Source organism: Salipiger sp. D13 (genome assembly GCF_003703915.1).
Taxonomy (GTDB): domain Bacteria; phylum Pseudomonadota; class Alphaproteobacteria; order Rhodobacterales; family Rhodobacteraceae; genus Salipiger; species Salipiger profundus.
This window is the reverse complement of sequence record NZ_RAPJ01000008.1, coordinates 401,311-419,462: the sequence shown is the minus strand read 5'-3', so window position 1 is coordinate 419,462 and position 18,152 is coordinate 401,311. Positions and strand designations below refer to the sequence as shown.

The 18,152-nt window shown below is 67.6% G+C and carries 23 protein-coding genes and 1 tRNA gene; 11 read left to right on the top strand and 13 right to left on the bottom strand.

The genetic code is table 11. The features are described from left to right. Positions 1-54: 54 nt before the first annotated feature. Positions 55-711: a GntR family transcriptional regulator gene (locus tag D6860_RS19845; RefSeq protein ID WP_076623088.1), complete on the bottom strand. Its 657-nt coding sequence runs from the start codon at positions 709-711 to the stop codon at positions 55-57. A gap of 150 nt (positions 712-861) precedes the next feature. Between D6860_RS19845 and D6860_RS19840 the strand changes: the two genes are divergently transcribed. From D6860_RS19840 to D6860_RS19820, 5 genes are all read left to right on the top strand, one after another. After that, positions 862-1,947, top strand: coding sequence for a polyamine ABC transporter substrate-binding protein (locus D6860_RS19840; RefSeq protein ID WP_076623087.1), 1,086 nt, complete (start codon positions 862-864; stop codon positions 1,945-1,947). Between the two features lie 67 nt (positions 1,948-2,014). Next, positions 2,015-3,436, top strand: a complete 1,422-nt coding sequence (locus D6860_RS19835) for an ABC transporter ATP-binding protein (protein ID WP_076623086.1) — start codon at positions 2,015-2,017, stop codon at positions 3,434-3,436. 4 nt (positions 3,437-3,440) lie between these two features. Beyond that, positions 3,441-4,331: an ABC transporter permease subunit gene (locus D6860_RS19830; RefSeq protein WP_076623085.1), complete on the top strand. Its 891-nt coding sequence runs from the start codon at positions 3,441-3,443 to the stop codon at positions 4,329-4,331. 58 nt (positions 4,332-4,389) lie between these two features. After that, complete coding sequence (locus D6860_RS19825; protein ID WP_076623084.1) at positions 4,390-5,208, top strand: ABC transporter permease; 819 nt, start codon at positions 4,390-4,392, stop codon at positions 5,206-5,208. Further along, the gene (locus tag D6860_RS19820) at positions 5,205-6,524 is read left to right on the top strand and encodes an NAD(P)/FAD-dependent oxidoreductase (protein WP_076623083.1); all 1,320 of its coding nucleotides are present in this window, start codon (positions 5,205-5,207) and stop codon (positions 6,522-6,524) included. Before D6860_RS19825 ends, D6860_RS19820 begins: the two co-directional genes overlap by 4 nt. Positions 6,525-6,642: 118 nt before the next feature. Here the strand turns inward: D6860_RS19820 and D6860_RS19815 are convergent. Continuing rightward, positions 6,643-6,729: transfer RNA gene (locus tag D6860_RS19815), tRNA-Leu, on the bottom strand. 150 nt (positions 6,730-6,879) lie between these two features. On the opposite strand from D6860_RS19815, the gene D6860_RS19810 reads away from it, so the two are divergent. Then, complete coding sequence (locus tag D6860_RS19810; protein ID WP_076623082.1) at positions 6,880-7,863, top strand: complex I NDUFA9 subunit family protein; 984 nt, start codon at positions 6,880-6,882, stop codon at positions 7,861-7,863. 101 nt (positions 7,864-7,964) lie between these two features. Here the strand turns inward: D6860_RS19810 and D6860_RS19805 are convergent, their stop codons facing one another. The 4 genes from D6860_RS19805 to D6860_RS19790 form a co-directional block, all read right to left on the bottom strand. Then, on the bottom strand, positions 7,965-8,228 hold the full coding sequence (locus D6860_RS19805; protein ID WP_076623081.1) for a DUF6455 family protein: 264 nt from the start codon (positions 8,226-8,228) through the stop codon (positions 7,965-7,967). A 5-nt stretch (positions 8,229-8,233) separates the two neighbouring features. Beyond that, on the bottom strand, positions 8,234-8,536 hold the full coding sequence (locus tag D6860_RS19800; RefSeq protein WP_229743264.1) for a DUF6455 family protein: 303 nt from the start codon (positions 8,534-8,536) through the stop codon (positions 8,234-8,236). A gap of 6 nt (positions 8,537-8,542) precedes the next feature. Continuing rightward, positions 8,543-8,803: a DUF6455 family protein gene (locus D6860_RS19795; protein WP_076623079.1), complete on the bottom strand. Its 261-nt coding sequence runs from the start codon at positions 8,801-8,803 to the stop codon at positions 8,543-8,545. Between the two features lie 99 nt (positions 8,804-8,902). After that, the gene (locus tag D6860_RS19790) at positions 8,903-9,616 is read right to left on the bottom strand and encodes a M48 family metallopeptidase (RefSeq protein WP_076623078.1); all 714 of its coding nucleotides are present in this window, start codon (positions 9,614-9,616) and stop codon (positions 8,903-8,905) included. A gap of 151 nt (positions 9,617-9,767) precedes the next feature. Here D6860_RS19790 and D6860_RS19785 point away from each other — a divergent pair, with 151 nt between their 5' ends. Further along, on the top strand, positions 9,768-10,001 hold the full coding sequence (locus D6860_RS19785; RefSeq protein ID WP_076623077.1) for a hypothetical protein: 234 nt from the start codon (positions 9,768-9,770) through the stop codon (positions 9,999-10,001). 3 nt (positions 10,002-10,004) lie between these two features. Here the strand turns inward: D6860_RS19785 and D6860_RS19780 are convergent, their stop codons facing one another. Beyond that, on the bottom strand, positions 10,005-10,262 hold the full coding sequence (locus D6860_RS19780; RefSeq protein WP_076623076.1) for a DUF167 domain-containing protein: 258 nt from the start codon (positions 10,260-10,262) through the stop codon (positions 10,005-10,007). 118 nt (positions 10,263-10,380) lie between these two features. Here D6860_RS19780 and D6860_RS19775 point away from each other — a divergent pair, with 118 nt between their 5' ends. Beyond that, positions 10,381-10,959: a nitroreductase family protein gene (locus D6860_RS19775; protein WP_076623075.1), complete on the top strand. Its 579-nt coding sequence runs from the start codon at positions 10,381-10,383 to the stop codon at positions 10,957-10,959. Beyond that, entirely contained in the window at positions 10,956-11,657 is a 702-nt protein-coding gene (locus tag D6860_RS19770) for an EI24 domain-containing protein (protein WP_017468946.1), read from the top strand. Before D6860_RS19775 ends, D6860_RS19770 begins: the two co-directional genes overlap by 4 nt. A gap of 94 nt (positions 11,658-11,751) precedes the next feature. On the opposite strand, the gene D6860_RS19765 is transcribed toward D6860_RS19770, so the two are convergent. Then, positions 11,752-12,039 carry a DUF1467 family protein gene (locus tag D6860_RS19765; RefSeq protein ID WP_017468947.1) on the bottom strand — a complete coding sequence of 96 codons (288 nt, stop codon included), beginning with the start codon at positions 12,037-12,039 and terminating at the stop codon, positions 11,752-11,754. A gap of 30 nt (positions 12,040-12,069) precedes the next feature. Continuing rightward, the gene (gene mce, locus D6860_RS19760; RefSeq protein ID WP_076623074.1) at positions 12,070-12,474 is read right to left on the bottom strand and encodes a methylmalonyl-CoA epimerase; all 405 of its coding nucleotides are present in this window, start codon (positions 12,472-12,474) and stop codon (positions 12,070-12,072) included. 131 nt (positions 12,475-12,605) lie between these two features. Here mce and D6860_RS19755 point away from each other — a divergent pair, with 131 nt between their 5' ends. Further along, a complete protein-coding gene (locus D6860_RS19755; RefSeq protein WP_076623073.1) occupies positions 12,606-13,322 on the top strand; it encodes a response regulator in 717 nt (238 codons plus the stop codon). An 11-nt stretch (positions 13,323-13,333) separates the two neighbouring features. Here D6860_RS19755 and D6860_RS19750 read toward each other — a convergent pair whose 3' ends face one another. From D6860_RS19750 to D6860_RS19735, 4 genes are all read right to left on the bottom strand, one after another. Further along, complete coding sequence (locus tag D6860_RS19750; protein WP_076623072.1) at positions 13,334-14,569, bottom strand: DUF1501 domain-containing protein; 1,236 nt, start codon at positions 14,567-14,569, stop codon at positions 13,334-13,336. Positions 14,570-14,572: 3 nt separating this feature from the next. Next, positions 14,573-15,964 (bottom strand): DUF1800 domain-containing protein, encoded by a 1,392-nt coding sequence (locus tag D6860_RS19745; RefSeq protein ID WP_076623071.1) that lies wholly within the window; start codon positions 15,962-15,964, stop codon positions 14,573-14,575. A gap of 120 nt (positions 15,965-16,084) precedes the next feature. Beyond that, positions 16,085-16,999 (bottom strand): adenosylcobinamide-phosphate synthase CbiB, encoded by a 915-nt coding sequence (gene cbiB, locus D6860_RS19740; RefSeq protein WP_083697929.1) that lies wholly within the window; start codon positions 16,997-16,999, stop codon positions 16,085-16,087. Further along, positions 16,996-17,598, bottom strand: coding sequence for a histidine phosphatase family protein (locus tag D6860_RS19735; protein WP_076623069.1), 603 nt, complete (start codon positions 17,596-17,598; stop codon positions 16,996-16,998). Before D6860_RS19735 ends, cbiB begins: the two co-directional genes overlap by 4 nt. 43 nt (positions 17,599-17,641) lie before the next feature. Here D6860_RS19735 and cobU point away from each other — a divergent pair, with 43 nt between their 5' ends. Continuing rightward, on the top strand, positions 17,642-18,151 hold the full coding sequence (gene cobU / locus D6860_RS19730) for a bifunctional adenosylcobinamide kinase/adenosylcobinamide-phosphate guanylyltransferase (RefSeq protein ID WP_076623068.1): 510 nt from the start codon (positions 17,642-17,644) through the stop codon (positions 18,149-18,151). Position 18,152: the final 1 nt, after the last annotated feature.

Below are 18,152 nucleotides of genomic sequence, written 5' to 3'. Positions count from 1 at the left end.
GGATTTCGGGGTTTGTCGCGCAGAATATGATCAAATTATTTCCTGTCAATCGAATCAGGACAGGCCGGCGCTGATCTGGGTCATTCCCTGCTCGACATCGGCGCGCATCGCCTCGGCGGCGGCCTCCGGGTCCGCGGCCTCGAGCGCATCGAGGATGGCCTTGTGCTGATCCGGCAGGTTGCGCGTGCCGAACTGGCCGCAGACCACGCGGAGCGACGGTCCGAAGCGCAGCCAGAGCCCTTCGACAAGGTCGGTGAGGATCGGCGCGCAGGCGATCTCGTTGAGCTCGGCGTGAAACTGGTGGTTCTCGACAAGGTAGCCGCGCACGTCGCCCTTGCGGATGGCGGCGTCGAGCCGCGCGTCGGTCGCCCGCAGCCGCGTCACCGCCGCCGCGTCGCACCGCTGCGCCGCGCGTCTTGCAAGCTGCGGCTCCAGCGCGATACGGGCGATGCCCAGCTCTTCGACCGCGTCGAGATCGAGCACCGGCACGATGATCCGCCGGTTGCCCTGGAACATCAGCGCGCCCTCCGCGATCAGCCGCCGAAGCGCCTCGCGCACGGGGGTCATGCCGGCGTCCAGCCGGTCGACAAGACCCTGGATCGTGACCGGCTGCCCCGGCTCGAGCTCGCCGAAGAGGATCATGTCGCGCAGCGTCCGGTACACGACTTCGTGGGTTGGAAGCCCCGCGTTCTCCGCCCTCAAATTCACCATCTGCCTCCTGATTGGTCACACCGCCCGACGAGTCATCTTGCACGCCCTTGCGGGCCGTGAAAACATCTCACATGTTGCCATAGGTGGCCACATTTGATCAAATCCAAAGGCCACGGGGCGCCAAGACCCCATGACCAACGGGAGCACATGATGAAAACACCCCTTCTGACCTTCACCGCGGCGTGCGCGCTGACGGCCGCCATGGCCCATGCCGAAGAGGTCCGCGTCTACAACTGGTCCGATTACATCGACGAATCCCTTCTCTCGAAGTTCGAGGAAGAGACCGGCATCGAGCTGATCTACGACGTCTTCGACAGCAACGAGGTTCTCGAGACCAAGATGCTCGCCGGCGGTTCGGGCTACGACGTGGTCGTCCCCACCGGCACCTTCCTGCAGCGTCAGATCATGGCCGGCGCTTTCCAGAAGCTCGACATGTCGAAGCTGCCGAACATCGACAACATGTGGGATGTGATCCGCGACCGCACCGCGAAATACGACCCCGACAATGAATACTCGATCAACTACATGTGGGGCACCACCGGCCTCGGCGTGAACGAGGCGAAGGTGAAGGAGGTTCTCGGCGAGGACGCGCCGGTCACCTCGTGGGATCTCGTGTTCAAGCCCGAGAACATGGAGAAGCTGCAGGACTGCGGTGTCATGTTCCTCGATGCCCCGGCCGAGATGATCCCCGCGGCGCTGAACTACATCGGCGAAGAGCCCGACAGCCACGATCCCGACGTGATCGCCAAGGCCGAAGACGTCTTCATGCCGATCCGGCCCTACATCCAGAAGTTCCACAGCTCGGAATACATCAACGCGCTGGCCAACGGCGACATCTGCGTGGCCGTGGGCTGGTCGGGTGACGTGCTGCAGGCGCGCGACCGCGCAGCCGAGGCCGACAACGGCGTCGAGATCGCCTATTACGCGCCCGACGAAGGCGCGCAGATGTGGTTCGACCAGATGGCCATCCCGGTCGATGCGCCGAACCCGGACGCGGCCCACACGTTCCTGAACTTCATCATGGACCCCGAGAACATGGCGACGGCGTCGAACTACGTCTACTACGCCAACGGCAACAAGGCGTCGCAGGAGTTCCTCAACGAGGACGTGATCGGCGACCCGGCGATTTACCCGACGCCCGAGGCGATGGACAACACCTTCACAACCACGCCCTACGAGCCGAAGGTCCAGCGCGTCGTCACGCGCCTGTGGACCAAGATCAAGTCCGGCACCTGAGCCGAGACCGACCTGCCCGCGCCGCCCCTCGGCGCGGGCCCCCTACCCTGACAGGACAATTTCGCGCATGGCCCAGACCGTCTTCGCCCCCTGGGAGGACCCCGAACAGCGTCCGCTGATCGAGTTCCGCAACGTCACCAAGCGGTTCGGCGACTTCACCGCCATCGACGACCTCTCGCTCGGCATCTACGAGCGCGAGTTCTTCGCGCTCCTGGGGCCGTCGGGCTGCGGCAAGACCACCATGATGCGCATGCTTGCCGGGTTCGAGAGCGTGACCGAGGGGCACATCTTCCTCGGCGGTCGCGACATCATCGACATCCCGCCGAACAAGCGCCCGGTGAACATGATGTTCCAGAGCTACGCGCTGTTCCCGCACCTGTCGATCTGGGAGAACATCGCCTTCGGCCTCAAGCGCGAGGGCAAGGACAAGGCGGTGATCGCCGAGCGCGTCGACGAGATGCTGCGACTTACCCGCCTGACCAAGTTCGCCAAGCGTAAGCCGCACCAGATTTCCGGCGGCCAGCGGCAGCGCGTGGCGCTGGCCCGCTCGCTCGCCAAGGCACCGAAACTCCTGCTGCTCGACGAGCCGCTCGGCGCGCTCGACAAGAAGCTGCGCGAAGAGACGCAGTTCGAGCTGATGGACATCCAGGAGAAGACCGGAACCACCTTCGTGATCGTGACCCACGACCAGGAAGAGGCGATGACCGTCGCCTCGCGCATCGCCGTGATGGACGAGGGCAAGCTGGTGCAGGTCGACACCCCCGACGTGATCTACGAGGCACCCAAGTCGGTCTACGTGGCCGATTTCATCGGCAACGTGAACCTCGTCAGCGGCAAGGCGCGTCTGCGCCCCGACGACGCGCCCGAGCCCACATCCCCCCCGGAGCCCGCCGTGGCCGAGACCGTCGAGGAGACGAGCCCCGCCGCCGACACCCCGGAAGCGGCTGCGCCCTCGGGCAAGAGCCGTCTGCCCGCGCCCGACGCCAAGGGCGACTGGATCTACAACAAGCTCTTCCGCCGGTTCTTCGGCGACCGCGAGACCGCGCCACGCCGCCTGCCGCCGCCGAGCGCGGAGGAGCTTGCCGCCGCGCGGGCGAAAGCGGCCGCCCCAGCGCCCGCCACCGCCGCCCCCGAAGCACCGGCGATCAAGCCGGGCGGCATCTTCATCGACTGGGCCGAAGGCCAGCCGCCGATCATCGCCGCCAACGGCGACCCGGCGCTCGACGGGCGCGAGGTGCACTATTCGATCCGCCCCGAGAAGCTGACCATCGACACCGAGAAGCCCGACCGCCCGAACGTCTACAAGGGCAAGGTCATCGACATCGCCTATCTCGGCAACATCTCGACCTACCACGTCGAACTGGCGGGCGGTCAGATGGTCAAGGCGCAAATGGTGAACGCCCGACGGCTGTCGAACCGGCACATCACCTGGGAAGACGAGGTCTGGGTCGGCTTCACCGAGACCGCCGGCGTCGTGCTGGAGGAATGAGCCCATGCGCCGCGCCGTTCTGATCGCCATTCCCTACCTGTGGCTCCTGGCCCTGTTCCTCGTGCCGTTCGTGATCGTGCTGAAGATCTCGCTCTCGGACATCGCGCTGGCACGCCCGCCCTACACGCCGCAGCTCGACCTCTCGGCCGGCTGGGAGGGCATCAAGACCTTCTTTGCCGGGCTCGACTTCGAGAACTTCACGTTCCTGACGACCGATGACCTCTACTGGAAATCCTACCTCAGCTCGGTGAAGATCGCCTTCCTGTCGACCCTCATCACGCTCGCCGTCGGCTATCCCATCGCCTACGGCATGGCGCGTGCCGCCGACGAATGGCGCCCGACGCTGCTGATGCTGGTGATCCTGCCGTTCTGGACCTCGTTCCTGATCCGCGTCTACTCGTGGATGGGGATCCTGTCGAACGAGGGCACGCTGAACACCGTGCTGCTCTGGCTCGGCGTCATCGACGAGCCGCTGCAGATCATGAACACCGCCACGGCGGTCTACATCGGCATCGTCTACACCTACCTGCCGTTCATGGTGCTGCCAATCTACTCGGCGCTCGAGAAGATGGACGAGAGCCTCAACGAGGCCGCCGAGGATCTGGGCTGCTCGAAGCTCTCGGCCTTCTGGCTGGTGACCTGGCCGCTGTCGCGCAACGGCATCATCGCGGGCTGCTTCCTGGTCTTCATTCCCGCCCTCGGGGAATTCGTCATTCCCTCGCTGCTCGGTGGCTCCGACACGCTGATGATCGGCAAGGTGCTCTGGGAAGAGTTCTTCAACAACCGCGACTGGCCCGTCGCCTCGGCGGTGGCTGTGATCCTGCTGGCGATCCTGATCGTCCCGATCATCCTCTTCCAGCGCAACGAGCAGAAGGCCCGGGAGGCCGAAGGCTGATGCGACACACCTGCCTTTTCGCCGTCGCCCGGTCCTCCGCTACAGAGGGAGCACGCGCATGAGACGCTTCTCGTGGTTCAACGCGACCTCGCTGACGCTGGGCTTCGCCTTCCTTTACCTGCCGATGATCCTGCTGGTGGTCTACAGCTTCAACGAAAGCCGCCTGGTGACCGTCTGGGCCGGTTTCTCGACCAAGTGGTATGGCGAGCTGTTCCGCGACCAGGAATTCCTTGACGCGGCGTGGGTGACACTGAAGGTCGGCATCTTTTCGTCGACGCTGGCAACCGTCCTCGGGACCATGGCGGCCTACGTGATCGTCCGCGCCGGGCGCTTTCCGGGGCGCACGCTGTTCTCGGGGATGATCTACGCCCCGCTGGTGATGCCCGAGGTGATCACCGGCCTGTCGCTGCTGCTGCTGTTCATCGGCATCGGCCTCGACCGCGGCGTGTTCACCATCGTGCTGGCGCACACCACCTTCAGCATGTGCTACGTCTCGGTGGTTGTCTCCTCGCGGCTGACAAGCTTCGACCGGTCGCTCGAAGAAGCGGCGCTCGATCTCGGCTGCTCGCCCTTCGAGGCGTTCCGGCTGGTCACCCTGCCGATCATCGCGCCCGCGGTGATCTCGGGCTGGCTGCTGGCCTTCACGCTGTCGCTCGACGACCTCGTGATCGCGAGCTTCACCACCGGTCCCTCGGCCACAACGCTGCCGATCAAGATCTTCTCGGCGGTCCGCCTCGGGGTCAGTCCGCAGATCAACGCGCTGTCGACGCTGCTGATCGCAATCGTCACGCTCGGGGTCATCACCGCGTCGATCGTCACCAAGCGTGCCGCCGTGGCACAGGCCCGCGACGAGCAGGAAGCCGCGCGCGCCGAATGAAACGCATCTACGAAAAGCCCGCCTACGGCCCTCAGGGGGCCTGCTTCTGGGCGGACACCGTCAGCGGCACCGACTGGCCGACCCTGCCCAGCCCGCGCCATACCGAGGTGGCCATCATCGGCGGCGGCTTCACCGGCGTATCGGCAGCGCTTCACCTCGCGCAGGATGGCGTCGACGTGACGGTGCTCGAGGCCGAACACGCGGGCTACGGTGCCTCGGGGCGCAACGGAGGCTTCTGCTGTCTCGGGGGGGCCAAGGCCTCGGCCGGCCAGCTGCGCCGGCACTACGGGCCACGGGGGCTGGCCGCGTGGCGCCGCACGGAGGCCGCCGCCATCGAGACCGCCGCCGGCCTGATCGAGACCAACGGCATCGACGCCGACACGCATTCCGAGGGCGAGACGCTCATCGCCCATTCGGCGCGCGCCTTCGCCAAGCTGCGCGACGAGGTCGACGCCATCGAGCGCGACTACGGGGTGCGCCCGGACCTGATCCAGATGGAACGGATGCGCGAGCTCGGCATGGGCGGCCCCTTCTTCGGGGCGCTGACCACGCCGCTGGGCTTTGCGCTGAACCCGCGCAAGTATCACGCCGGGCTCGCCCGCGCGGCCCGAGACGCCGGGGCCGCGCTCTTCCAGCACAGCCCGGTGACGCGCCTCGCGCACAATGGCACCTGGCGACTGGAAACGCCCCACGGCACGGTAACCGCCGACCGGGTGCTGCTGGCCACCAACGGCTATTCCTCCGAGGACCTGCCGGACTGGCTGCGCGCCCGCTACATGCCGGCCCAGTCGAGCGTGATCGTCACCGAGCCCATCTCCGAGGAACTTCGCGAAGCGCAGGGCTGGACGACACGCCAGATGGCCTATGACACGCGATTCCTGCTGCACTACTTCCGGCTGCTGCCCGACAATCGCTTCCTCTTCGGGATGCGCGGCGGGCTCCGCGCCTCGGCGGGGGCACAGCGCAGGATCTCCCGCATGATCCGCGAGCAGTTCGCGGCGATGTTCCCGGCATGGCGCGAGGTGCCGGTCAGCCACGAATGGGCGGGATTGGTGTGCCTGATGTCGCGACTTGTGCCCTTTGCCGGGCCGGTTCCGGACCACCCCGGGCTGTTCGCGGGGCTCGGCTACCACGGCAACGGCGTTGCCATGGCGAGCCACACCGGCATGATCCTCGCCGACCTGGTGCAGGACAAGCCGCCCCGGGCCGAGCTGCCCGACGCCATGCGCCACCCACCCGGACGCTTCCCGCTCGGCGCCCACCGCCGCGCGCTTCTCGCGCCGGCCTACGCCGTGGCGGGACTTCTCGACCTCTGAGCCGCACGCCTCGCCCGGCTTCGATGCCAGAGGCACAGCCCTGCCCCGCAATCCATTACGTTCCATGATCCGGAAAACAAGAAAGCCCTCGGAAACCGAAGCTTCCGAGGGCTTTCCATGGTGCCCAGGAGAGGACTCGAACCTCCACGGCCTTTCGGCCACTGGTACCTGAAACCAGCGCGTCTACCAATTCCGCCACCTGGGCACAGGTGGTGTAGGCGGGCATTTACGCGGACCTCCAAGGCGTGTCAACGACCTTTTTTCGCTTTGTTTTCCATCCATGCCTTCGGCACCTTGCCGCGCCCCCCGGCGACCGGTATTCATGGCCCAAACCCTGGCAGCAGGAGCAAGCCCAATGAGCAAACTCGTCACCATCTACGGGGGATCCGGCTTCGTTGGCCGCTACATCGCGCGTCGCATGGCCAAGCTCGGCTGGCGGGTGCGCGTGGCGGTGCGGCGTCCGAACGAAGCCATCTTCGTCAGGCCCTACGGCGTTGTCGGCCAGGTCGAGCCGGTGCTGTGCAACATCCGCAACGACGAGTCGGTGCGCAAGGTCATGCAAGGGGCCGATGCCGTCGTGAACTGCGTCGGCACCTTCGACGCCAAGGGCAAGAACAACTTCGGTGCCGTGCAGAACGAGGGCGCCGAGCGTGTCGCCCGAATCGCCGCCGAGGAAGGCGTCGCGCGGATGGTTCATATCTCGGCCATCGGCGCTGACCTGAACAGCACCAGCGTCTATGCCCAGACCAAGGCGCAAGGCGAAGAGGCCGTTCTGAAGCATATGCCGAACGCCATGATCCTGCGGCCTTCGGTGATCTTCGGCCCCGAGGACCAGTTCTTCAACCGCTTCGCCGGCATGTCGCGCATGGGCCCGGTGCTGCCGCTCGTGGGCGCCGAGACGAAATTCCAGCCGGTCTACGTCGACGACGTGGCCCGCGCCGCGGTGATGGGCGTCACCGGCGAGGCCGCCCCCGGCATCTACGAGCTGGGCGGCCCCGACGTGGACACCTTCCGCGAGCTGATCAAGCAGATGCTCGACATCATCCGGCGCCGCCGTTTCCTCGTGAACATTCCCTTTGGTGTCGCCTCTGGCATGGGGAGCGTCTTCGACACGCTGAAACGCCTGACCGGCGGCCTCATCCCGGCGCAGATCACGCGGGACCAGGTCGAATCGCTGAAGCAGGACAACGTCGTCTCGGACGGCGCCAAGGGCTTTGCCGATCTCGGCATCACGCCCGCGTCGCTCGAAGCCGTGCTGCCCGAATACCTGTGGCGGTTCCGGCCCACGGGCCAGTACGACGCGATCAAGGAATCGGCCGATCACCTCAAGACCGAGTGAGAGAAGATCGAGCGAGACATGCAAAGAGCCGGCGCACCGCGTCGGCTCTTCGTCGTTCATCGAGGCGTCCTTACGCTAGACGCCGCAGGGCCGCTAACCGCTCAACGTGCCTTCTTCAGGTCGCTCAGCATGTGACCGTTGCAGCACCCCGGCGGCGGGCAGGCCGCAACGCCGGTCTGCGCACCGAGCCACTTTTCGCAGGCCTCGACCAGCGCGCAGCCGCGACAGCAGGTGACCATCTGCGCATACTGATCGGCCCGCAGCCGGCCCGACTGCATTTCTTCGGAGAGGTTCACCCCCATCACCCGGGCCACGCTGCGGGTCATCCAGAAATGCCGGGCGGGATCTCCTAGCGCCTGTCGCATCCGATCTACTCTCTCAGCCAGTCCTGCAGTTCGGCGAACCACGCATGGTTCACGCAGGCCTCGGGAGTCTCCCGAAGCGCGTCAACCGGGCGGTCGAGCCAGCGCTGGCAGCCCTCGGCCCATTGGCACCCCCTGCAGCGTTGCACCATGCCCGCCCAGTCGGCCTGGGTCAGAAGCCCTGCGTCGACTGCCGCGACAAGATCGGTGCCATTCGCCTGCGCCATGCGCTGGACGAGCCAATAGTGTTCCTTTTCATCCCCGAGGGGCTGGTTCGGCCGGGTGTCGAGCATTGCCTTGTCCTCCTGCATGGGCCGTCAGCCGTCGCGCAGCGCGTCGAAGAGCGCGCTGTTGCGGCAGTAGGACGGAGGTGTCGGCGCGCTGTTTCCCGCCTTATCGGCCAGCCACGCTTCGCAGGCGCAGGGCTGGGTGCAGCCGGTGCAGGCCAGAACGGCATCGTCGAGCTGCCCGTAGGTCAGGCGCCCGCGCATGATCTTTTCCTCGAGATCGACGCCCAGCGTGCTGGCCATGTGATCGACCAGAGTGGCGTGCCGGTTGAAATCGGTATCGCTTGCCATCTTCAATCCCCCCTGCGGGTGTTGCTCTGTCAGACAGCCGCGACGATAGCAGCGCCGCCCAGCGCTGCCCTTGATGCAAGTCAACGTTGAAAAACGTGCTTAGTTTACAGAGCGATAGGCCGAGACCGTGCGCCGGACCACCGCCAGCCGGGCGGCATTCGGCGGGTGAGAGCCAAGGAAACGGTCGCCGGGATCGGGGATTCGCAGGAAGAACTCGGCCCCGCGCAGCGGATCATATCCTGCCTCGAGGGTCAGAAGCGTCCCGAGCTGATCGGCTTCGAGCTCGTATTCCTTGGAGAAGGACCGCGCCCCGACGCTGGCACCGAATTCCTCGGCCGAGCGCACACTGGCCGCATCGGCCCCCGAGATCTGGGCCAGCCCCGAGAAGATGATCGCACCGATGGCGGCGTCCTCCTCGACCTTGGCGAGATGCCCCAGGATGTGGTGCGCCGACTCGTGCCCCATCACGAAGGCAAGCTCGTCGGCGTTCTCGACCGAGGCGATGAGCGCAAGGTTGAAGGCGATGATCGGGCGGCCCTGATCGTCGAGCGTCTGGAAGGCGTTGGCCTCCTGCCCCGGGCGGTCGTCGACGACGATGAGGTAGTCGCAGTTCAGCTCCTCGGTCACACGCCGGCACTCGCGCTCGGCCACCGGCTCGACGGCGCTGGCCACCTCGACGAACTGCCGGGTCGCGCGCTCGGCCCGGCTCTGCACCGATTCCGTGCGCCCGGGCTCGCCGGGCGGCGGCGCGGCCACCGGCACGGCCTCGCAGGCCGCGAGCAGAAGAAGAAGGGCGGGCAGAAGGCGGCGCATGAGAGTCGGGCTTTCACGACAGGGAAACATTCGTCCTGCCAGCATAGGCGGCACGCCGGCGCCACGCCAGAGCCGCTCTGCGGACGCGGTCAGCCTGTTGCAGATTGTTTTCGGGATAGGCAGCGCCAAAAGGCTGGGCTAGGCTGATCTCATGTTCAGCATCGAGCACGAATTCGACGCCACGGTCGTCACACTCGTCGACGAGGGCAAGCCCTACCTGCAGGAAGACGTGATCGTCTCGACCTTCGAGGATTGCGTCACCGTCGAGCAATACGACCCGCGCACCGACAGCGTGAACAAGATCACCCTGTCGATGACCCAGATGCGCGATCTCGCCGCGGCGATCTCTCTGCCCGAGGGGGTCTACACCCGCAAGGGCGACTGACGCTCAGGGCTCGATCCGAAAGACCTTGTCCCGCGAGGCCGCGCCGCGCAGCAGCGTGAGCCGGGATTTCGGCACCCCAAGCGCCTTCGACAACAGTTTCTGCACGGCGGCATTGGCCTTGCCGCCCTCGGGCACGGTGGTGACATAGACCCTCAGCGCGCCGTCCTCGAGGGTCACCGCGTTGCGCGAGGCCTTGGGTGTCACCCGCAGCTCGAGCAGGGCGCCCGGTGCCGCGATATGGCCAAGCTCCGCCTTCGACATGGTCGTCTCCTGTCCCGCATATGCCGGGTACAAGAGGCCGGATCACGGCGAGGAAAGCAAGCGGTTGAATCCGGTGCGCCAAAGTCAGACATAGGAGCCGACAATCAAGGAGACGCGCATGCCCACCCCGAATCATGCGGCGCTGGAGTTCCTGCTGACCCGGCGGTCGCGCCCGGCCAAGACCCTGACCGGCCCCGCACCCGACCGCGACGCGCTGCAGCCGATTCTCACCGCCGCCGCCCGCACCCCGGATCACGGCAAGCTCGAGCCGTGGCGCTTCATCGTTCTCGAAGGCCCGGCGCTGACCCGCATCGCCGATGCAGCCGAGACCTTCGGAAGCGCGCAGGGGCGCGATGCGGACGCCATCCGCAAGGCCAGAAGCCAGTTCGCCGACAGCCCGCTCTGCGTGGCGGTCATCGAGTCGCCGAAGGAAAGCCCGAAGGTGCCGGTGCTCGAGCAGACCTATTCCGCCGGGGCCGCCTGCCTCGCGCTGCTGAACGCGGCGCTGGCGAGCGGCTGGGGCGCCAACTGGCTGACCGGCTGGCTGTCCGAGGACCGCGCCTTCGTCGAGGGCGAGCTGGGCCTGCTCCCGCACGAGCGGGTTGTCGGCTTCGTCCACATCGGCACCGAGACCAGCGCGCCGCCGGAGCGCCCCCGCCCCGATCTGGATGCGATCGTGAGCTGGGTCTCGGAATGATTCCGGCCTCGTTTCTCGCCGCCATCGGCCAGCTCGGCGACCGACGGTTCCAGTCGGTGCTGGCCAAGGGCGTCGGCCTCACCGTGGTGCTCTTCATCGCCTTCTACCTCGCCTTCGTCTGGATTGTCGGCTGGTTCCTCGGCGATAGCGTCACGCTGCCCTGGATCGGCACGGTAAGCTGGGTCGACGATGCGATCAGCTGGGGCGCGGTGCCGCTCATGCTGTTGCTGTCGGTGTTCCTGATGGTGCCCGTCGCCTCGGCGATCACCGGCATCTTCCTCGACGAGGTGGCACAGGCGGTCGAGGACCGGCACTACCCGGCGCTCGGGCCTGCCTCGGATCCGACGCTTATGGACAACATCCGGGACTCGCTCGGATTTCTCGGGGTGCTCATCGGCGCCAATATCGTCGCTCTGGTGCTCTACCTGATCTTCGCGCCACTCGCGCCGTTCATCTTCTGGGGGCTGAACGGCTACCTTCTTGGCCGCGAATACTTCACCCTCGCCGCGATCCGAAGGGTCGGCCGCGAGGGCGCCGCACGGCTCAGGAAGCGGCATTTCGTGACCGTCTGGATCGCGGGCGTGCTGATGGTGGTGCCGCTGACCATCCCGCTGGTGAACCTGCTGGTGCCGATCCTCGGGGCGGCGACCTTCACGCACCTGTTCCACCGGCTCGAAAACCGCCGCCGGCCGGCCTGAGCCCCGGCACACGGTCCCGAAAGCAGGTACGACGAACGGCGCGCGGGTCTCCCCTGCGCGCCGTTTTTCCGTTCGACCCGAGCCGTTGCGAGCCTCACTCGCCCGTCAGCGGCCCCATCCGGTTGAACGTCCAGCTGTCGATGTCGCGGATCGAGATCACGCCCGACAGGATGATCGACGCGATGATCGCCCATAGCACGACCGAGATGCCGGTGGTGATCAGCGCCTTCTTCTTGAGATTGTGCACCTCGGGGCTGCTCGCATGGGTGCCCTCGACGATCTCGCCGCGGTCGCCCTGCGTTTCCAGCCGGAACGGGATCACGACCAGGTAGGTCATGAACCAGATCACCGCGAAAAGCACGATTCCGGATGTGATTCCCATGCTAGCCTCCCTTCGGGTCCGCGCCTTCGCTCAGACCTGCTCCAGTTCCACGAGAGTGCCCTGAAAGTCCTTCGGATGCAAAAACAGCACCGGCTTGCCGTGGGCGCCGATCTTGGGCTCGCCGTCGCCCAGCACGCGCGCACCGCTGTCCTTGAGCCGGTCGCGAGCGGCGATGATGTCATCGACCTCGTAGCAGACATGGTGCATCCCGCCCGAGGGGTTCTTCTCGAGGAACGCGGCGATGGGCGAGCCTTCACCCAGCGGATACAGCAGTTCGATCTTGGTGTTGGGCAGCTCGATGAAGACAACGGTGACGCCGTGGTCGGGTTCGTCCTGCGGATCGCCGACGTTGGCTCCCAGCGCATCGCGATACTGCGCGATCGCGGCCCCGAGATCGGGGACGGCGATGGCGACGTGATTCAGACGGCCGATCATGGCATTCCTCCTGTCTGCAATGTCGTCCCGCTTATCGCCCGGGCCCGGGTATTTTCGCAAGATGCTGCGAGCGTTAACCGGCCGTTAGGCTCAACGGGCAATGAATCGGTCAGAGCCCAACGGAGGACAGAATGACCGACTCGGATGGACTGACCCAGATCCCGCGCCCCACCGCGACCCGCCCCCTGCTGGGGATGACGGTTCTGGTGGTCGAAGACAGCCGCTTCGCCTGCGATGCCATGCGCCTGCTGTGCCTGCGCAGCGGCGCGCGGATCCGCCGGGCAGACTGCCTGCAATCGGCGCGCCGCCATCTTGCGCTCTACCGTCCGACGGTCACGATCATCGACCTCGGCCTGCCCGACGGCTCGGGGGCCGAGCTGATTGCCGAGGTGTCGACCTCTCTGCCGCGCGTTGCCGTCGTGCTTGGCACCAGCGGTGACAGCTTCGCCGAGGATGTCGCCTATGCCGCTGGTGCCGATGGATTTTTTCCGAAGCCAGTGGAAAATCTCGCCACCTTCCAGAACACCATCATCTCGTGCCTGCCGCCCGAGCGGCAACCGCGCGGCCTGCGGCTGGTCTCGGAAGAACCGGTGCGCCCCGATCCGCTGGCCTATCGCGATGACATGGCCCATGCCGCCGACGTGCTTGGCGATGACGGCGACGAACGGATGCTCGACTACATTGCGCAGTTCCTGTTCGGGGTCGCCCATAGCGCCGGGGATCTCGCGCTCAGGACCGCCGCCGAGGGGCTTGCCGAAGCCCGCGCCGAAGGGCGGCCCACCAAGGCCGAGATCGCCCGCGTCGCCGGTCTCGTGCAGGACCGTCTCGCCGACCGCGTGGCGATCTGACGCAGCCTGCCTCAGAGCAGAAGACGCGGATCGGCGCCCAGTTCGACGCCCGGAAAGACATCCCGCTCGATCACCCCGCGATCGAGGCCGAACAGCCCGTTGATCAGCCAGCCCGCATGGGCGCGCAGGTCGCGCGTCGGCATCAGGTCGCGGCGCGCGTAAAGCGACGCCTCGTCGAGCCCCGGCCATTCGGCCACCACACGGCCGCCGCGAATGGCGCCGCCCGCAAGGACCATCGCCCCGCCGGTGCCGTGGTCGGTGCCGGAGGTGCCGTTAATGCTGGCGGTGCGGCCGAACTCCGTCATCGCCACGACGGCCGTTTTCTTCCAGACGTCGCCGCCCATGCTCTCGCGCAGGGTCAGGATCACGTCGGACAGCCCCCCGAGCGCCCCCTTGAGATGCCGCTCCTGGTGATCGTGCGTGTCCCACCCGTTGATCGAGAACGACGCGATGCGCGACTCGCGGCGCAACTGCGCGCCCACGAAGCCTGCCACCCGCACCTCTGCCGACTGGCCGCGCGTCGCGGTCAGCGCCTCGCCCATCATGCTATCGACCTCTTCCGGCCCCATGCCGCTTTCGACCGCGTCGCCGTCCGCCCCCGCAATCCGCAGGGCCTGACCAAGCGCTGCCGCAAAGGCAGGGTCGTCCTGCATCACCAGCTCGGCCAGCCGAACCGCCTGCGGGCTGAGACTCAGATCCGCCTCCGGCGTCCAGCGCGACACCGGCGCTTCACCGTTCAGGATCGGCAGCGCGTCGCGCCCCACCGCATAGGCGGTCTCGGTGCCGACCCCCGGGTAATGCTGCAACAGGCGGTTGAGCCAGCCGTCGCGGCTGAGCCCCCCGCTCAGATCCGTGATACCGGCCTCGAGCAGGTCCTGCCCGTCGAAATGGCTGCGCTTGTCGCGATAGGGGGTCGAGACCGCGTGAATGAACCCCAGCTCTCCCTGCCTCCAGAGCGGCAGCAACGGCCGCAGTGCCGGATGCATCGCGTAGAAACCATCGAGGTCCGCCGGGCCGTCCTCGGCGCCCAGATCGGGCCGACCGCGCAGAGCCGCCCAGGCCGGGTCGCCATAGGGTTGCACCGCGGCAAGCCCGTCCATTGCTCCGCGCAGGATGATGACCACCAGCCGGCTTTCTCCCGGCGCGGCGGCGAAAGTCACGGGCGTGACCAGCGGGCTCGCGGCGAGCGAGCAGCCGATGGCGGCGGAACGGGTCAGGAAGGCGCGTCGTGACAGGTCTCGGGCCATGGCTCACATCCTCTGGAAAGCGGGAGAGGCCAGCACCAGCCCCACCCCGTCGGCGCGGCTCTCGGCGGCCTTCGCGGCGAAATGCACCGCCGGCGTGGCGCGGTCTGCCAGCGCCTGTTTCACGAAGATCCGCGGGTCGGGCAGCTTGCCCGGCATCAGCACCTGCGGCATCGACACCGCCCATTGCAGCCGCGCGGCCAGCCCCTGCGGCGTAATCCAGGCGTCGTCGGCCTCCTCGAGGCCATCGGGGCCGTCGGGTCGTTCCCAGGCATGCCCCATGAGCACCATCGGCCGCTGGATCCGCTGCTTGAAGCGCCGTTCGTCGAGCCCCAGCAACAGCTTCGGCGGCATGGCAAGCGCGCGCAGCGCCGAGCTGACGAATTCGAAGGGCCGCTTCACGTTCGGCCGCTCGGTGCTCCAGGCGGCGGGGTGCGTCACCATCGCGCGATAGGCCTGCGTCAGGTCCATCTCGCTGTCGAGCAGCGCTGTCTCGATCGCCGTGACCAGCGCCGGATCCGGCGTGTCCGACACGAAATGCCGCGCCAGCTTCCGCGCGAGATGCCGCGCTGTCGCCGGGTGCCGCGCGATGTCCTCCAGCGCGTGCCAGATGTCGGTGAATTTCGCCGGATCGCCACCGTAGGTCTTGCCCAGCACCGTCTCGGCGCCCGGCTCGGCGTAGTCCCTGCGGAACTTGCGCCCCGCGGGCACCTGCATGGTAAGCCCGGTCAGCAGCTCCGCCAGCTCGCGCACGTCCGTCTGCGTGTAGGGACCGTCCGGCCCCATGGTGTGCAGTTCGAGGATCTCGCGCGCCAGGTTCTCGTTCAGGCCGGAGGCAGCGTCACGCTTCAGCGCGCGGGGCGAGTTCGGCCCCATCGAATTACGCTGGTCGAGGTAGATCACCATCATCGGATGCGTCACGGCGGCGATGAGCAGCGTCTCGAACTTCCCCGCCAGATGCGGACGGATCGCGCTTTCGACATAGGGAGACGCCCCCCGGCGCGTCAGCCCCGCCTTGCCGACCACGGTGAAATGATCGGCCCAGAACCCGGCCAGCCGCTCGCGGAAGGGGGTGGCGGTGGTCGTGCGCCGCGCCATCTGCTGCGCCATCCAGGTCATCTGCGCGATGCGCGCGTGCTTGTTGAGCACCCGGATCTGTTTGGTCGCCGCCTCCGCCTCGGGTGTGCCACGGGTCTTGCGGCGAATGCGCAGCTGCTCGTTGTAGTCGATCATACGCGCCATGAAGGTCTCGAAATCCTCGACCTCGTGCCGCTCGGCCGCCCCGTCCGGCGCGGTCAGGCTGCCGATCAGCGCCTCGGCATCCGCGGGCGGAGGGATATAGGGCGACAGGCCGCAGCCGAAGCGAATGTCGGCAAGAACGGGGTCGAAGGCGGGCATGGCGATCTCTTCTCCGGGGTCGACACCTGCATGATACGCGAATTGACGTGCCCGCACAGGGCCGGGCGCGCAGTCGTGATCGCTGCGCGAGAGCATCGGCAGAGGAACGCTCAGTCGGCCTCAGAGCAGAACGAGCAACAGCACGCCGCAGAGCACCATGGTTCGGCGGTAGAGCCGCAGCCCGCGGCTGAGCGCGTCAGGTCCCGCATCCTCGCCCGCGGCATTCACCCAGGGCTCGTCGGCGACCACGTCGCCATAGACCCGGGGGCCGGACAGCCGCACCGACAGCGCGCCCGCCAGCGCCGCCTCGGGCCAGCCGGCGTTTGGCGACCGGTGGTGGGCCGCGTCGCGGCGCATCACCCGCAGCGCGGCGCGGGGCCGCCCCGAGGCCAGAGCGAAGAGCAGCCCTGTCAGCCGCGCCGGCACGAGGTTCACGAGATCGTCGAGCCGCGCGGCGGCCTTTCCGAAATCCTCGTAGCGCGCGTTGCGATGGCCGATCATCGAATCCATGGTGTTGATCGCCTTGTAGGCCACGAGCCCCGGCAGACCCCCGATCACGCCCCAGAACAGCGGCGCGACGATGCCGTCCGAAGTGTTCTCGGCAAGGCTCTCGAGCGCCGCCCGCGCGATCCCCGACCGGTCGAGCCGCACCGGGTCGCGCCCGACGATCTTCGCCACCGCCCGGCGGGCCGCGCCGATGTCACCCTCGGCCAGCGGGCGGGCAACGTCTGCCACGTGGTCACGCATCGAGCGCACCGCGAGGAATGGCCATGCCAGCAGACCGCCAAGCAGCGCCCCGGCCAGCCCATCCGGCAGCGCGTTTTGCAGTATCATCGCGGGCACCACAGACGCCAGCAGCACGAGCACCACGGTGACCGCTCCCATGCTGCGCCGGCGCTGCGGGTCGCCATCGTTCAGCCGCGCCTCGAGGCCCGAGATCAGCGCTCCGATCCACACGACGGGATGCGAGATGCGCTCGAACAACGCGCGCGGCCAGCCGAAAAGGCTGTCGATCAGGAAGGCGACAAGGATCATGCCTGCGCTGCCCTCCCGGGGCCGGGCCAGTTGCATCCGATCACCGAAAATCCGCCCTCGAAACAGCGCAGACGGGTCACCGACAGCGGCGCAACCTCGAAGCCGAGGCCCGCCGACGGCTCGCCAAGCGCCATCCCCAGCGCCGTGCGCACGGTTCCGGCGTGGGCCACGACCACGACCGGTCCGCCGGTGCGCACCTGCGCCGCAAGCGCCTCCAGCGTGGGCCCCACACGGGCCACCATGTCGAGAAAGCTCTCGCCGCCGGGCGGGCATCTCCGCGCAAGCGCATCACGCGGCAAGGGGCCGAGGTCGGGAAGCGCCGCGAACGGCAGACCGTCTTCCTCGCCGAAATCCTGCTCCCACAGGGTCGCGTCGAGGCGCGCCTCGCAGCCCGGAAACAGCACGCGGGCGGTTTCGACGCAGCGCGAAGCGGGGCTCGCAACCACATCCGTGCACCCGGCCAGCCATGCCCGCAGGGGCGCGAGCGCGGCCGCATCGGGCAGGCGCGCGGGCACGTCGGTACGACCGCACAGCCGCCCGCCGTGGTCGGCCGGGGCGTGGCGGATCAGCACGAGTTCGTCGGTGTCGGGCGGGGTCATCCGGTCTTCCCAAATCAGGCGGAACCTGCTTTGTCACGACGCCATGGGAAAGTCGATCCTCATCACCGGCGGTGTCCGGTCCGGCAAGAGCCGCCACGCCGAAGAGCGCACGCTCGTGCTTGGACAACCGGCGATCTACATCGCCACCGCCGAGGCGCATGACGCCGAAATGGCCGACCGCATCGCCCGCCACCAGGCGCGGCGCGGGCCGGAATGGCGCACCATCGGCGCCCCTCTCGACCTGCTCGGCGCGCTTCGCGACACCGACAGCGACGGCGCGCCCCGGCTGGTCGACTGCCTGACGCTCTGGCTCAGCAACCTGATGCTCTCGGGGCAGGACTGGGAGGCCGCGTCCGACGCGCTTGCCGCCGCCCTCCCCGACCTGCGCGCGCCGGTGGTCTTCGTGACCAACGAGGTCGGCGCCGGGATCGTCCCCGAGAACGCCCTGGCCCGCGCCTTTCGCGACGCGGCGGGCCTGGTGAACCAGAAGGTCGCCACCGCGAGCGACGAACTCTGGCTCTGCGTCGCGGGCCATCCCCTCAAGGTGAAATGAC